Genomic DNA, 16,068 nt, shown 5'->3' with positions numbered 1-16,068 from the left:
TCCTAGTATTCCCTGATCACACTGCTGATTTCACGAGTAGTCTCCATATCTTTGAGATGCTCCAGAGCATCCTCCATATGATATTCCTTTACTGCTTCTGTCACGATAACCAGTTCAGCGACCCCGTCCGTAATGATTTTCTGGATTACTTTCGAGATACTGACCTGATGCACGCCAAATACACTGGCGATTGCTGCCAGAACCCCCGGTTTATTATCCACCTGCATGCGCAGGAAAAACTTATTCTTTACCTCACGAAATTCCTTCACCTTAGTCTCACGGTAACAAGTACAGCTGATTCTTCCGGTGCAGTGATACTGAATATCTCTCACCACATCAATGACATCTCCCATAATGGCACTGGCCGTTGGAAATTCTCCGGCACCACGTCCGTAGAACATGACATCATCCACTGCATCTCCATGTACGAATACTGCATTGAAGGAATCTCTTACTGATGCAAGAGGATGCTCCTGAGGAATCATCATCGGATGTACAGATACCTCAATACCATCTTCTGTATTATGTGCAACCCCCAGTAACTTGATCACATTGCCAAATTCCTTTGCATAATTGATATCCCTTGCAGAGATCTTCGTAATCCCTTCCGTATATACATCGGAAAATGTCACTCTGGAATGGAACGCGATGGAAGCCATAATCGCAACTTTTCTTCCTGCATCCAGTCCCTCGATATCTGCAGTCGGATCTGCCTCTGCATAACCAAGTTCCGTCGCTTTTTCCAGTGCTTCATCAAAATCCATTCCTTCTTCAAACATCTTTGTCAGGATATAATTGGTCGTTCCATTGACAATTCCGATCACTTCATCCATTTCATTTGCAGCCAGACACTGCTTCAATGGACGAATGATCGGGATACCTCCGGCCACCGCTGCTTCAAAAAGGAAATCCACGCCATTATTCTCTGCCGCATCCAGAAGTTCTCTTCCATACTCTGCGACCAGATCTTTGTTCGCCGTCACCACATTCTTTCCGGAATTTAATGCCTCCAGAATCATCGTCTTCGCAGGTTCAATTCCACCCATCACCTCAATGACAATGGAAATCTCATCATTATTAATGATATCTTCCCATCGATCCGTCAAAAGAGATGTATCCACACCGTCTCTTACTTTATTCAGATTATGAACCAAAATACCTGCTATTTCCAGACGGGCACCTGTTTTCTTGACCATCTCTTCTTTCTGGCGCTCTATAATCTTATAAACTCCGCTGCCAACTGTACCGAGTCCCAGTAAGCCTATTTTAATTGTCTGCTGTTCGTTCATCTCTCCACTTCCTTTATCTGTTTTCACTTTCATACTGCACCAGTATACCATAATATATATTATTTTTTCAAATTTTAAATTTTCGAAATTTTTTCAATATTTTTGAAAAAAGGTGTTGACAGATAAACATTCTTGTAGTATATTATTTATTGTTCTGAGGAACACAAAACATAAAAAAATGCGACAGTGGCTCAGTTGGTAGAGTACGACCTTGCCAAGGTCGGGGTCGCGGGTTCGAACCCCGTCTGTCGCTCTAAAAAAACTTGAAATTCTAACGAATTTCAAGTTTTTTTGTTATTTGAAAAAGGTATAAACTCTTTTTAGAGATTAAGATGGGAGGTTGTGATCCTCCCATCTTTATATGAAAATACAACATTTCTATTCCGTTTCCACAATCTGAAGGCCCAGTTCATCCAACTGCTCCTGTGCAACTGTTGTCGGGGCCTCTGTCATCAGATCAGATGCGTCCTTTACCTTCGGGAATGCAATGACATCACGGATGCTGTCCTGCTTAGCCATCAGCATGACCAGTCTGTCAAGACCATAAGCCAGCCCTGCATGTGGCGGAACACCGTATTTGAACGCAGTTAACAGGAAGCCAAACTGCTCCTGAGCCTGCTCCGGTGTAAATCCAAGCACTTCGAACATCTTGCTCTGAATCTCAGGATTGAAGATTCTAACACTTCCACCGCCGATCTCATTTCCATTCAGGGTAATATCATAAGCTTTTGCACGTACACGTCCCGGATCAGTGTCAATGTATGGAAGGTCTTCTTCCATCGGCATTGTAAATGGGTGGTGCATTGCCGTATAGCGATTCTGTTCTTCGTTCCACTCTAACAATGGGAACTCTGTGATCCACAGGAATTTGTACTCATTCTTGTCTAACAGATCCATCTGACGTGCAAGCTCCAGACGAAGAGCACCAAGGACATCCCATACGACTTTATTTTTATCTGCCGCAAAGAGTAATAAATCTCCATTTTCTCCGTCCATAGCATTGATCAGAGCTGTCATCTCTTCTTCTTTCATGAATTTGGCAAAAGATGATTTGACTGTTCCATCTGACTGAATTGCAATATAAGCAAGTCCTTTTGCGCCATAATCCTTCGCAAAGGATACCAGTTTATCAATCTTCTTACGCGGCATCTCGCCTTGTCCTTTAGCGTTAATACCACGGACTGTTCCGCCATTTTCAATAGCACCTTTGAATACAACAAATTCACAGTCCTTTACCACCTCTGTGACGTTGGTAAGTTCCATGCCAAAGCGGACGTCCGGCTTATCAGAACCATAGCGGTCCATCGCTTCCTGCCAAGTCATTCGTGGAATCGGAAGAGATACTTCTATCCCAAGTACTTCTTTGAACAACTTTGCAAGCAGTCTTTCATTGACATCGATAACATCATCCACATCCACAAAAGACAGCTCCATATCAATCTGCGTAAATTCCGGCTGGCGGTCTGCACGTAAGTCCTCATCACGGAAACACTTTGCCAGCTGGAAGTAACGGTCATATCCAGAACACATCAGCAGCTGCTTAAAAAGCTGCGGTGACTGTGGCAGCGCATAAAAATGTCCCTGATGTACACGGCTTGGCACCAGATAATCTCTGGCTCCTTCCGGAGTACTTCCGATCAGTACCGGGGTCTCGATCTCTAAGAAGCCTTCATCTGCCAGGAACTGACGAGTCAGTGTTGCAACTTTACTTCTCATCATTAAGTTGCGCTGAAGATCCGGCCTTCTCAAATCCAGATATCTGTATTTCAGACGTACTTCTTCTTTTGTCTTGGAATTCTCTTCAATTGGGAACGGCGGCGTCTCAGACTCCGAAAGAATCCGAAGCTCTTCCGGAATGATCTCAATCTTTCCGGTTGCCAGGTTCTCATTTACTGCACCGGAACGTTTTTCTACTTTACCAACAACAGCTACAACGAACTCAGCACGAAGCTTTGCTGCTTTTTCGATCAGCGCAGCTTCTGCCTTTCCTTCTTCGAATACCACCTGAATAATTCCAGAACGGTCTCTTACATCTACAAATACCAGCCCGCCTTTGTTACGGTTCTTCTGTACCCATCCCATAATAGTGACTGTCTCACCAATATTGGCGCTGGATAATTCTCCACATCTATGGGTTCTCTTTAACCCTTGCATTGACTCTGCCATAGTCTTTATCTCCTTTTTCATCCTTCAGGATATATTTATATATTTTCCACGGAATCAGCATAACAGTCGATGATCTCTTCATAACCGTCTGCCGTCAGCTGTTCTTTCTGGAATTTCTTATTCTTCTTCATGTTCACGATCAGCACCTGTCTGCCTGCTTCTCTGTCTGCTTTTGCAAGTGATAATACCTTTAACAAGCCTTCTTTTGGCATATTTTTCTCCAGAAGATAAGCCTTCTTACTTCCTTTTTTCGGAACTTCATATCCATTTTCCAGAAGCAGCATAACGATTCTCTCAAATCCAATCGAGAAACCACAGGCCGGTGTATCCTGACCGGTGAATTTACCGATCATCTTATCATACCGTCCTCCGCCTGCAACAGAACCTCCGAAGTCGTCCATCGTTACTTCAAAAATAGTACCGGTATAATAGGATTGGCCTCTTACCAGGGTCGGGTCGAACTTGATGTTAAATTCACATTCTTTTGCAGCTTCTACACTTGAGATGATCATTTCCATGCCGTCTGCTGTCTGATCAGAAAGATCATCCCCTAACTTCTCCTTCAGATAACGGATTCCTTCCACATTTGGAGCCACTTCATCAAAAAGCTGAAGATAGGTCTCTACATTTTCCTTCGTATATCCCATCTCTTGAAGCTCTGCAGCTACTCCTTCTGCACCAATCTTATCCATCTTATCCAGAATAATGAAAACCTCATCGTAATCTTCTTCTTTAAATCCACTGTATGCAGCCATTGCTTTTAAGATATTTCGGTCATTGATACATACCGTAAAATTATGAAAGTTCAATTTGCCAAGCATCGCTGTTGTCGCCAGAATCAGCTCGATTTCTGCAAGATTGCCCGGCTCTCCCAAAATATCTATATCACATTGCATAAACTGACGAAAACGTCCTTTTTGCGGACGGTCTGCTCTCCATACGTTGCCAATCTGTAAGGCTTTGAATGGAGCCGGCAGCTCGTTCGAATGGTTGGCATAATATCTTGCAAGAGGCACCGTCAGGTCATAACGCAGTCCGCCATCTACCAGATCATTCTCCTCTTCTGCCTCATCAATCTTCAGCTTCTCGCCGCGCTTCAGAATCTTAAAAATCAACTTTTCATTATCTCCGCCCTGCTTACTGCACAGGTTTTCAATATGCTCCACGCATGGAGTCTCCATAGAGGTAAACCCATAGGTCTTATAAGTATCCTTGATCAGCTGAATCACATAATCACGGATCTCCATCTCTTTGGGAAGCATGTCTTTCATCCCGGTGACCGGTTTCTTCTTTAATGCCATAACCATTCTCCTTTTCGCTCTATCATCTCGTCGATACGTTCAATGTAAGCATCGATCGCTTTCACATTCTCTACCCTTATCAGTCGGGTCATCTTCTTCTTTTTGCTGCCCGGGACCAGAATCGGCTCCGGTAATACGATCTTCGTCGATGCACCTGCACCTGCAGCAATTATGGATTGTTTTTCCTCCATAATAAGTATATTGTATATTCCGGCTTTGTCAACCTTTGCATAACCAACATTTTCGAAATTTCCTGCAATATTCTTCTGCCGGTACAAATAATATGGCACCAGATCCATTCGTTTTGCTGCCTCCGAAGCTTCTAAGATCATACCAGAAAGCGTCCGGGATATCTTCTGTGTATCCTGTTCCAGATCTTTTAATTCCATCTTGGCCGCACGTTTGATTGCAAGTGAATGGACGGTCAGGCTGTCTGGGGCAAGGCGTTCAATCTGCCTCAGAGTATCTTGCATATCTTCCATATCTTCTCCCGGCAGTCCGGCAATAATGTCCATATTAATATTGTCGAAGCCAATTTCCCTTGCCAGGTGATATGCTTCTATAATCTCTTCTACACTGTGCTTTCTGCCGATCGCTTCCAGCGTCTTTTGCTGCATACTCTGCGGATTAATTGAGATACGGGTAATTCCATGTTTTTTAATCACTTCTAATTTTTCGCGAGTAATACTATCCGGTCTTCCGGCTTCTACCGTATATTCCAGCAGATATTCTCTGGGAAAATATTCTTCGATACAATCAAGTAAACGATCCATCTGTGAAGCACTCAGCGTTGTTGGCGTTCCACCACCTATGTAAATACTATTCAGCTTTTTGCCTGCCGATCTTTTTCCAATAAAACAAAGCTCTTTGCACAGTGCCTGCAGATAATCTTCTACCCGGTGTTCCCACTCTGCCAATGCACCAGAACTGAAAGAACAATAGGTACAGACAGACGGACAAAATGGAATCCCTACATAAAGGCTATATCCATCTTGATAGTCCAGTCTTTGCAACAGTTCTCTCTCCCTCTCTGCAATCTTCCAAGACAATTCTGCCTTCTGGCGGCTTACTTTACAATCATCCATGAACCATGGTACAAAAGTCTCCTGATTCCAGCCTTCTTCCAGTTTATTCATTGCTATCTTCGTAGGGCGCACTCCAGTCAGAATTCCCCATGCAAGTGTATGTCCCGTTACATCTGCCAATTTTTGATAAATAAAGGTATCGATCCGATATTTCACTTCTTTTTCCGATAGTTCTTCTGATATATAATCTGCATCCACAACAATCATACTACCATCCTGAAGCAATACCGTTACATAATTAGAGGCTTTTTCCTCCACCTGACTGACAACATCTTCAGACGGATAAAAAGCCTTTATCATATGATACACATTATAAATATACGCTTCACTTCTACATATAATCTGAATCATTCCAATACTCCAATCTATATATATGGATTATATTTTCTTTCATGACCAATCGTTGTCTCTCCCATATGTCCCGGATATACATGTGTATCATCTGGAAGGAGCATCAACTTTTCGCGAATAGATCGAATCAGATCCGAAGTACTGCTATTCTGAAAATCTGTACGTCCCACTGAATTCTGGAACAACGTATCTCCACTGAACAATACGCCTTCTGATTCCACATAATAACAACATCCACCTCTGGTATGCCCCGGAGTATGAATCACCTGAAAATCATATCCCGCATACGTAAGCACCTGATTATCTTTCATATAATGTGCTCCAGAAAATGTGTAACCGGATGTATAGGTGGATGACAGATTCAACTCTGGCTGATTCATCACATCCTCATCGTCTTCATGAACATACACTGGAACATCATATTCGGCCAGGAATCCATCAATTCCCATCATATGGTCAAAATGTCCATGAGTCAAAAGAATCGCTTCAATCTTAAGCCCTTCTGATCTGATATGTTTCATCAGATAGGACGGACTGGCAGCCGGATCAATTACAACTGCCTGTCGTGTCTCTTCATTGATTGCCAAATAACAATTAGTGCTAATAATTCCTGTAACAAATCTCTCAACTTTCATCTTATGATTAACCTGTCGCCCTTTCAATATCAATAATTCCTTCTATCTGACGGAGTTTCTTCACGACTCTTTCCAATTCTTCTCTGCTGTGCACGATAAAGCCGGTTTCAATCGTTGCAGTTCCCTGCTTACTGGTCCGTACATTCAAGGACTTCACATCTACATTATTCTCTGTAAAGATTTTGGACATCTCCATCAACAGTCCTTGTCTGTCACGGGCATACATCTTGATATCTGCCAGATACTGTCCTCCATCTTTCTCTGCTACATCACTTTCCCATTCTGCATCAATCAATCTGGCACGCTCTGCTTCTGTCAGATGAATCATATTGACACAATCTGTTCGATGAATGGAAAGTCCTCTTCCTCGTGTGACAAATCCTACGATTTCATCTCCCGGCACCGGATTACAGCATCTGGAGAAACGCACAGCCACATCATCAATTCCTTTGACGACAATTCCGCTCTTAGACTTGGCAATATGAACCTTATTTTTTGCTGCCTCAGCAACTTTTTCCATAACAACCTCATCCGTGAGCTCTTGCTTATGCTCTTTACTGTATTCTTCTACCAGTCGATTAACGACCTGACCTTCTTTTAACCCCCCATGACCAATTGCTGCCAAAACAGAGTCCCAATCCTTAAAACCATATTTTTTCTGCACAATCTCTTGATATCTTGGATTGAGAATATTGCTTGGATTGATTGTTTTCGCCTTACAGTAGGCCGCAATCATTTCTTTTCCCTTTATAATATTACTTTCTTTGAATTCCTTTTTGAACCATTGATTAATTTTATTTTTTGCTTGTGTACTCTTAACAACATTCAGCCAGTCACGGCTTGGTCCTTTAGAATTCTGAGAAGTCAGTATCTCTATTCTGTCTCCGTTCTGTATCTTGTAATCAATATTTACAAGCTTACCGTTCACTCTGGCGCCAACCATCTTATTGCCGACAGCACTATGAATCGCGTATGCGAAATCAATCGGTGTAGATCCATTCGGCAAGTTCTTCACATCTCCCTGTGGAGTGAAACAATAGACATCTTCTGCAAACAGATCCAGGTCACCTTTGATCAGATTCATGAATTCCCGGTTATCCGACATATCGCGCTGCCATTCCAGAATCTGTCTGAGCCAACTTAGTTTTTCTTCTTCCTGCGCCTCAACACTCTTCTTACCATCATTAGATTCCTTATATTTCCAGTGGGCCGCAATACCATATTCCGCGGTCTTATGCATTTCTTCCGTACGAATCTGAATCTCAAAAGGCTGACCGACCGAACTCATTAGTGTTGTATGCAAAGACTGATACATATTCGGCTTAGGCATCGCAATGTAGTCTTTAAAACGTCCTGGAATCGGCGTATACATCTCATGGATCACACCCAGGGCTGCATAACAATCCTTTACAGACTCAACAATAATACGGACTGCGAACAGATCATAGATCTGATCCACCGTTTTATCCTGATTCACCATTTTTTTATAGATGCTGAAGAAATGCTTTACCCTGCCATTTACTTCCGCCTTAATATTAGCATTCTTCATATGTTCAGATACTTCATCAACAATCTGCTGAACGAACTCTTCTCGTTCTGTCTTTCTGGCATTAATCTGCTTTACGAGATCAAAAAACACCTCTGGTTGGGAATATTTCAGTGCCAGATCATCCAATTCTGTCTTTATCTTAGATATACCAAGACGCTGGGCAATAGGCGCATAGATATCCATCGTCTCTTTGGCTTTCTCTTTCTGCTTTTCAGGCTTCATGAATTGCAATGTCCGCATATTATGAAGACGGTCGGCCAGTTTAATAATAATGACACGAATATCCTTTGCCATAGCAAGGAACATCTTGCGCAGATTTTCAGCTTGTACATCCAGTTTATCAGAAGAATAAGACAAACGTCCTAACTTTGTGACACCATCCACCAAAAGCGCTACTTCATCTCCGAATTCTCTTCTGATATCTTCTTCACTAACATCCGTATCTTCCACCACATCATGAAGCATTCCTGATGCAATCGTCTCTTTATCCATCTCCAGATCTGCCAGAATAATAGCGACCCAAAGTGGATGTACGATATAAGGTTCTCCCGACTTACGTCGCTGACTGCCATGTGCCTTAGATGCCAGACGGTAAGCCTTCTCAATCATTGAGACATCTGTTGACGGGTGATACTTACGGATACGGGCAATTAACATGTCATACAAACGATCCGGATCTTCGTAATCGCCTGGTGCTTTTACCGCATGACCATCAACAATCTCAAGCCCTTTCGCATTATCCCCCATAACAGATTCTGTCGCGATTCGACCATCGATAGCCTCATAGGTTGTTGTCTTTGACATATTAACGCCTCCTTCCTGTCTTATATTTTTCGTTCGTATTATTTTCCTGGATATGCAATTACAGATTCAACATCATATCCTTTTAATCTTTCCCGGCCTTTTAGACCCTTTAATTCCATCAAAAATACCGTTTTGACAACTTCTCCGCCAAGACCTTCCACCAACTTTACCATAGCCTCATTGGTACCGCCTGTCGCAATCAAATCATCAATGATGACTACTTTCTGTCCTGGCTTGATTGCATCGCGATGCATCTCAAGTTCCGCCGTGCCATATTCCAGGTCATATCTGATTGAAACCGTCTCACATGGAAGTTTTCCCTTTTTTCGAATCGGAATAAATGGTTTATGCAGATTATATGCAATCGGCACTCCGAAAATAAATCCTCTGGATTCAGGCCCAACAATCACGTCAAACTCTACATCCTTCAACTTCTCCTGCATAAGATCTATCGCAAGATGAAGCCCGTCAGCATCCTGAAGCACACTGGTCACATCTCTAAATATAATTCCCGGTTCTGGAAAATCCGGAATACTTCTTACGTACTCTTCAATCGGTTTCATAACAATCTCTCCATTCTATTAAAATACAATCCTAAGTATAGCATTAGTTTATGCGATTTTCAAATAAATCTGCTGTTTTCCTGCTATTTCTTAGGGTTTTTCAATGTTATTTGACAACGAAAATGCGTAATAACAATCTGAGGTGTCTTCTTCCCCATATATTCATTCATTCCAGGATAATAGGTAAGCATCAGAATGATATGATTCTTTTTGCCAGCCAACATCGACTCAACTTCAAAAACACCATAGTTTTCCTCAAGTTCTGATAAGAACTGATCTATATTCTGAAAATACATAGCTTCTATTTGAGTACCGGCAGAATCTTGTACCTGAAGTTTTAGTACATTTTTATTTTTTCCAAGAATTTTCCCACTTAGAATTTCTACACTCTTTGCCGCAAATACTGGTTTTGTATTCCCTTTTCCAAATGGTTCCAACAATGACAGTTCCTGGACTAGCTCTTCTGTCACACAGGAAAACGGCATCTCCATGTCAATCACTACTTTTTCTGCCAGATCCTCTTCTTGAAGTGTACAGTTAGCATTTAACATATACCGTAATCTTTCAATATTTTCTTTTTCCAATGACAGACCTGCTGCCAGTTTATGTCCTCCATATCTGGTCAGCAGCTTCTGACATTTACTTAACTCCTCATACATAGAATAAGCTTCGATCGATCTTCCCGAACCTTTGATTCCTTCTTCCGCATCAGTCAATACAAACACTGGTTTATAGTAAATCTCACGAATACGTCCAGCCACAATTCCAGCAATACTTTCATGGCATCCCGGCAGATAGATGACTAGAACTTTATCCTGTCCCACAGCCGTTGTCTCTACCAGCTCTATCGCCTGCTTTACCGCCGCATCCGTCAGATCTTTTCGGCTGTCATTCAATGCTTTTAATTCTCCTGCCAGTATGTCCGCTTCTTTTTTATCTTTTGCACGCAAGAGTTTTAACGCCCGCTTTGCCGTATCTAGCCTGCCGCTTGCATTCAGGCATGGCCCCAGAACAAATCCAATATGATAAGCCCGAATCTGATCTTTTTGAACACCAGTACACTCCATCAAAGAGCGCAGTCCCTGGTTACGAGTTCTTCCCAACATTTGCAGCCCTTCTTTTACCAGAATACGATTTTCTCCTTCCAGATCCATAACATCACCTACTGTTGCAATAGCAGCATTTTCAATCAGATCATCCAGATCATCTACATCTCTTCCCATAGATTCGCAAAGCGCCTCCACAAGCTTGTAAGCAATCGCCGCTCCACACAAGCCCTTAAAAGGATATTCACAGCCCGGTTGCTTGGGATCAATGACCGCATCTGCCAACGGAAGACGATACGTTTTCTTTCCATCATCCTCACAATATGGCACCTCATGGTGATCCGTCACTATAATGGTCATTCCCAACTGCTTCCCATATGCGATTTCATCCGCTGCCGCAATTCCGTTATCACAGGTAACGATGGTATCTATCCCATCATCATACGCACGTTCGATCAGATCAATATTCAGCCCATACCCGTCTGTTATTCGATTTGGAATATCGCAATCCACATCCGCCCCCAGACGCTCCAGACCTTCCAACAGAATATAAGAAGCATTGATTCCATCAATATCATAATCTCCTATGACGCGAAGCTTCTGTTGTCCTGCAATCTTTTCTCTCAGGATATCCAAAGCTTTATCCATATCTTTCATCAGCATACCGTCATACAGATCCGTAATCGTTCCATTAAGATATTGATGGATTTCTTCTTCACCTATAATATCTCTGTTCCGGATCAGACAGGCAAGCCTTGGACTAATATGGTATTTTTTTCCAATTGCTTCAAAATCTGCACCTTTTCTCAAAAGTACCCATCTTTCCATCTTTCATCCCACTCCAAATAAAACTTCTTATAGAAAAAAGCAGCCATGTCATCTCTGATTCTACAAATCAGATAACAATGGCTGCTTCATCATCTCATACTATTTTTTCTTATTGCTATTCTTGGAAGTCTGTTTTTTGCCCAACTTCGTTCTCATTACATACCAGAGTGCTCCTGTAATACATACAGAAGAATATGCTCCACAGATAATACCAACCATCAGCGGTGCTGCAAACTCACGAATAGAACTTACTCCCATAACAAACAGAATCGCTACCATTACGAAAGTTGTCAAAGAAGTATAAATACTTCTTGTAAGTGTCTGGGTAATACTCTTATTAACAACTTCTGAAAGCTCTGTCGTCTTGGACTGATAATGAAGTTCCTCACGAATACGGTCGAATATAACGATTGTTGCATTGATAGAGTAACCTACGATCGTCAGCATACATGCAATAAATGTATTACCTACAGAGATTCTTGCCACTGCATAGAATCCAAGAACAATCAAAACGTCATGAAGCAATGCAAAAATTGCACTGGCCGCAAATCGAATATCCTTAAATCTGAACCAGATATACAGAAGCATACAGATCGTAGCAACGATTACTGCTATGATCGCATCCTGACGCATCTCATTACTTACAGTAGAACTAATATTCTCAGCAGAGATCTTCGACTCATCAACCTGGAAATTATCTACCATTGCCTGATTCAAAGCTTCACGCTGATCCAATTCCAAAGTCACGGTCTTGATCACAACCTGATTAGTACCGGCTACCTTCTGAGTCTGTACATTGTGATCTCCAGTAACCTCTTCTACAATTGGAACGATCTTCTCATCAATCTCTTCAATCGAATAATCTTCGTTAAATGTTACATTCGTAGAAGTACCACCTTCGAATTCCAGACTATATGCAAATGCTCCATTTCCTCTGGATGAATTAACACCCATGACTGCAAATCCACCAATGATCAGTACCAAAGAGATTACAAAGAACACTTTCTTCTTACCCAGGAAATTGATTGGCGTTCTTTCTTTCTTCGGACGATAATACAATTTTTCATTGCGAAGTCCAACAGCATAGAATGCATATACGATCATTCTTGTAATCACTAATGCAGTGAACATAGATACAATAATACCGATCGCCAGAGTCTGTGCAAATCCTTTTACTGTACCAGAACCTTTTAACCACAGAACCGCTGCTGCAATCAATGTAGTCACGTTACCATCCACAATTGCAGACATCGCTTTCTGGAATCCGGTCTTCAGAGAATTCTTCACACTCTTTCCGCGTGTCATCTCCTCACGCACACGGGCAAATATAATAACATTTGCATCCACAGCCATACCAATACCAAGGATGATACCTGCAATACCTGGTAAAGTCAACGTAATGTTAAATGCATTTAATATAAGTAATACAAGTTCTGTATAAATGATCAGTGCCAGACCAGCAGCAAAACCTGGAAGATAATATACAAAGATCATGAATATGAATACAATTGCCAGACCAATCGCTCCTGCCTTCAAGCTTGTGCTGATTGCCTGTTCTCCTAACTGCGCTCCGACTACGTTGGAACGTAATTCTTCCAGTTCCAGCTTCAGTCCACCGATACGAATCGTAGAAGCAAGATTATCTGCCTCTTCGTATGTGAAGTTTCCTGTGATATATGCCTGTCCTCCAGTGATTGCTTCATTGACTCTCGGGCTGCTGATAACTTCACCATCATAAATGATGGAAATCTGCTTTCCAACATTTGCCTCCGTAGCTTCCGCAAACTTTTCTGCACCTTCATCTGTCAGATCCAGTTCTACAGAGTACTCTTTATTCCCCATATCATCCTGTCCTGACTGCGCAGACGCTGTCTTTACATCAGAACCTGTAATAACCGTCTCTCCATCCTGTGTCTGAAATTCCAGTGCCCCCGGTTTTCCCAGCTCATCCAGAATCGCGTTGGCGTCTGTAACTCCAGGAATCTCGACATTAATTCTGTCATCACCTTCCTGATATACGCTTACCTCTGTACTATACTGCTCTACACGTTTTTGAAGTTTATAGATGGTATCACTCATCTCTTCTTCTGTCGGATTGTCATCTTTTACCTGATAAGTAATGCTGACACCACCTTTAAGATCCAGACCAAGCTTAATATTCTTCATTGCACCCGTTCCGGTCTCTCCGAGACCAACCAGCACTGTGAATCCAAGCAATACGACCAATACAGCGGTCAGAATCAGGCTCAGTATGCCTTTGTTCTTCTTCATGATTTACTTCCTTTCTGCTTCTTCTGCCTTGATTTCTACTATTCTTCTGCCAACGCTGCTTTTATCATAATCGCGCATTCTACACGTTTCCGCTGCATCTCGCACCCGATATCATATGTATCGTGGATCGTACCGTGGAAATTATAAGAATTCGCCATACAGCCACCGCTGCAATAGAATTTTGCGAAACAATCTCTGCACTTATCTTTGGAATATACGTTACAACTACGAAAATCATCTGCAATTTCCGGCCTGACAATGCCATCATCCACATTTCCCATCAAGAACTCTTCCTGTCCTACAAATTGATGGCAAGGATACAGATCTCCCCACGGAGTAACGGCAAGATATTCCGTTCCCGAACCACATCCTGACAGTCTCTTTGCCACACATGGTCCACCGTCTAAGTCTATCATAAAATGAAAGAAATTAAAACCTTTTCCTTCCTTTTCACGTTCAATCATGATCTTTGCAAGTTTATCATATTCTTCTTTAATAATCGGAACATCCTCTTCGCGGATTGCATAAGGATCACTTTCCTCTCCGACAACAGGTTCAATAGACATCTGCTTAAATCCAAGATCTGCAAAATGGAGAATATCATTGGAGAAGTCCAGATTATTCCGGGTAAATGTTCCTCGTATGTAATATTTTTCCTGATTCCTGCTTTCTGCCAGCTTTTGAAACTTCGGAACAATAAGATCATAGCTTCCGGTTCCGTTGCGGAACGGACGCATCTGATCATTGATCTCTTTTCTTCCATCCAGACTTAAGACCACATTATCCATCTCTTTATTTACAAAGTCCTGTACTTCGTCATTCAGTAATACACCATTCGTAGTCAATGTAAAACGGAAATGCTTGTTATGAATCTTCTCCTGCTCTCTTCCATAGGCAACCAGATCTTTGACCACCTGCCAGTTCATAAGTGGTTCTCCACCGAAGAAATCTACTTCCAGATTGTGTCGGTTACCTGAATTGGCGATCAAAAAGTCTAATGCCTTTTTCCCGACTTCATAGGACATCAGAGCACGCCTGCCATGATACTCTCCTTCTTCTGCGAAGCAATACTTGCAGGCCAGATTACAGTCATGTGCAATGTGAAGACAAAGTGCTTTTACGACCGTTTTCCGCTTCTTGACTTCCTCAATCATACATTCATAGGTGTCTTTTACAAATAGCTGTCCCGCTTCCGTCAATTCAATGACATCTTCCAGTGCATCACCAATCTCTTTTTCTTCATATTTGTCCCCAAGCTTTTGATGCAGCATGGACAAAACAGAATCTTCTTTTAACGTCTCTACTGTATGATCTTTATTGATTTCGTTTAATTCTGCGATCACATCATAACATAGATCATCTACTACATGAACTGCGCCACTGTAGACATCCATCACGATATTATAGCCATTATTCTTATACTGATGAATCAAGGCTGTATACCCCTTTCACTTTTTTGTATACAACGAAAAACAGCGACCCTGTAGACCGCTGTCTCGAGTATTCCATATACTTCAAAATTATTTTTTCTGTTCGCAAGTCTGATTTCCTACGGTACAGGAAGTCTTACATGCTGACTGGCAAGATGTCTGGCATTCACCACATCCGCTCTTCTTCATGTTATTGTTCATAGTCTGTTTATTTAATGTCTTTACATGTTTCATGTTTACATTCCTCCTTAAACTTTGCTTAACTTATATTATTATAGCATTTCATCTTTATTTTCGCAATCATTTTATCTGACTGTTAAGGCTTTAATTTCGTTATTACGATATCATGCCTCCAACCATTCCGCCACCAGCGCATAAGATAAATGTAGTAATCAGGTTATCGCCATTCCCATTCAAGCTATGATACACACCTAATGTAATCAACAGAAGAAGTGCAAAATATCCAATTCCCAGTCCCAAGCCCCACACAAATCTTCTTGTCTTGGCATACTTTCCAATCATGATTCCTCCGATCAAAGTCGCCACAATATAAATTGCTATAATAGCTGCTGATACCATCTTCTCATTTAATTCGAACTTATAAAGTGCCGCTGCAAGCAATACAAGAAGTATACCTGTAATAACGTATGAAGCCAGCAGTGACTTCAGCACCCACATAACTTTAGAATCTTTTTGAAACTGTCTCTCCATTCCATCCCTCCTTGTCTAACACAAGGTATGATGGAAAGC

General features: G+C 41.8%; 12 protein-coding genes and 1 tRNA gene. 1 reads left to right on the top strand and 12 read right to left on the bottom strand.

Translation table 11 applies throughout. From position 1 onward, the window contains the following. Nucleotides 1-2: 2 nt before the first annotated feature. A complete protein-coding gene (locus tag ACQRD1_RS02960) occupies nucleotides 3-1,289 on the bottom strand; it encodes a homoserine dehydrogenase (protein ID WP_235232036.1) in 1,287 nt (428 codons plus the stop codon). Between the two features lie 180 nt (nucleotides 1,290-1,469). Here ACQRD1_RS02960 and ACQRD1_RS02955 point away from each other — a divergent pair. Then, nucleotides 1,470-1,542, top strand: a tRNA-Gly gene (locus ACQRD1_RS02955). 125 nt (nucleotides 1,543-1,667) lie between these two features. On the opposite strand, the gene aspS is transcribed toward ACQRD1_RS02955, so the two are convergent. The 11 genes from aspS to ACQRD1_RS02900 all read right to left on the bottom strand — a co-directional run bounded on the left by aspS (nucleotide 1,668) and on the right by ACQRD1_RS02900 (nucleotide 16,029). Next, on the bottom strand, nucleotides 1,668-3,455 hold the full coding sequence (aspS, locus tag ACQRD1_RS02950; RefSeq protein ID WP_427786899.1) for an aspartate--tRNA ligase: 1,788 nt from the start codon (nucleotides 3,453-3,455) through the stop codon (nucleotides 1,668-1,670). 35 nt (nucleotides 3,456-3,490) lie between these two features. Then, nucleotides 3,491-4,762 (bottom strand): histidine--tRNA ligase, encoded by a 1,272-nt coding sequence (hisS, locus tag ACQRD1_RS02945; protein ID WP_235232034.1) that lies wholly within the window; start codon nucleotides 4,760-4,762, stop codon nucleotides 3,491-3,493. Beyond that, complete coding sequence (gene hemZ, locus ACQRD1_RS02940; RefSeq protein WP_427786898.1) at nucleotides 4,747-6,192, bottom strand: coproporphyrinogen dehydrogenase HemZ; 1,446 nt, start codon at nucleotides 6,190-6,192, stop codon at nucleotides 4,747-4,749. Before hemZ ends, hisS begins: the two co-directional genes overlap by 16 nt. A gap of 14 nt (nucleotides 6,193-6,206) precedes the next feature. Then, a complete protein-coding gene (locus ACQRD1_RS02935; RefSeq protein WP_347376023.1) occupies nucleotides 6,207-6,827 on the bottom strand; it encodes an MBL fold metallo-hydrolase in 621 nt (206 codons plus the stop codon). A gap of 7 nt (nucleotides 6,828-6,834) precedes the next feature. Beyond that, a complete protein-coding gene (locus ACQRD1_RS02930; protein ID WP_235232031.1) occupies nucleotides 6,835-9,180 on the bottom strand; it encodes a RelA/SpoT family protein in 2,346 nt (781 codons plus the stop codon). A 38-nt stretch (nucleotides 9,181-9,218) separates the two neighbouring features. Next, a complete protein-coding gene (locus ACQRD1_RS02925) occupies nucleotides 9,219-9,743 on the bottom strand; it encodes an adenine phosphoribosyltransferase (protein ID WP_235232030.1) in 525 nt (174 codons plus the stop codon). 83 nt (nucleotides 9,744-9,826) lie between these two features. Then, nucleotides 9,827-11,617 carry a single-stranded-DNA-specific exonuclease RecJ gene (gene recJ, locus ACQRD1_RS02920; RefSeq protein ID WP_347376022.1) on the bottom strand — a complete coding sequence of 597 codons (1,791 nt, stop codon included), beginning with the start codon at nucleotides 11,615-11,617 and terminating at the stop codon, nucleotides 9,827-9,829. Between the two features lie 99 nt (nucleotides 11,618-11,716). Continuing rightward, on the bottom strand, nucleotides 11,717-13,888 hold the full coding sequence (gene secD / locus ACQRD1_RS02915; protein WP_427786897.1) for a protein translocase subunit SecD: 2,172 nt from the start codon (nucleotides 13,886-13,888) through the stop codon (nucleotides 11,717-11,719). 38 nt (nucleotides 13,889-13,926) lie between these two features. After that, on the bottom strand, nucleotides 13,927-15,321 hold the full coding sequence (gene scfB, locus ACQRD1_RS02910) for a thioether cross-link-forming SCIFF peptide maturase (RefSeq protein ID WP_427786896.1): 1,395 nt from the start codon (nucleotides 15,319-15,321) through the stop codon (nucleotides 13,927-13,929). Nucleotides 15,322-15,408: 87 nt separating this feature from the next. Further along, nucleotides 15,409-15,552, bottom strand: coding sequence for a six-cysteine ranthipeptide SCIFF (scfA, locus tag ACQRD1_RS02905; RefSeq protein ID WP_235232026.1), 144 nt, complete (start codon nucleotides 15,550-15,552; stop codon nucleotides 15,409-15,411). Nucleotides 15,553-15,654: 102 nt separating this feature from the next. Further along, nucleotides 15,655-16,029 (bottom strand): TIGR04086 family membrane protein, encoded by a 375-nt coding sequence (locus ACQRD1_RS02900; protein WP_235232025.1) that lies wholly within the window; start codon nucleotides 16,027-16,029, stop codon nucleotides 15,655-15,657. Nucleotides 16,030-16,068 lie beyond the last annotated feature (39 nt).

Source organism: Bariatricus sp. SGI.019, assembly GCF_050315235.1.
Classification (GTDB): domain Bacteria; phylum Bacillota; class Clostridia; order Lachnospirales; family Lachnospiraceae; genus JAFBIX01.
The sequence above is the reverse complement of the archived record's forward strand: the minus strand, read 5'-3'. Positions and strand labels throughout refer to the sequence as shown.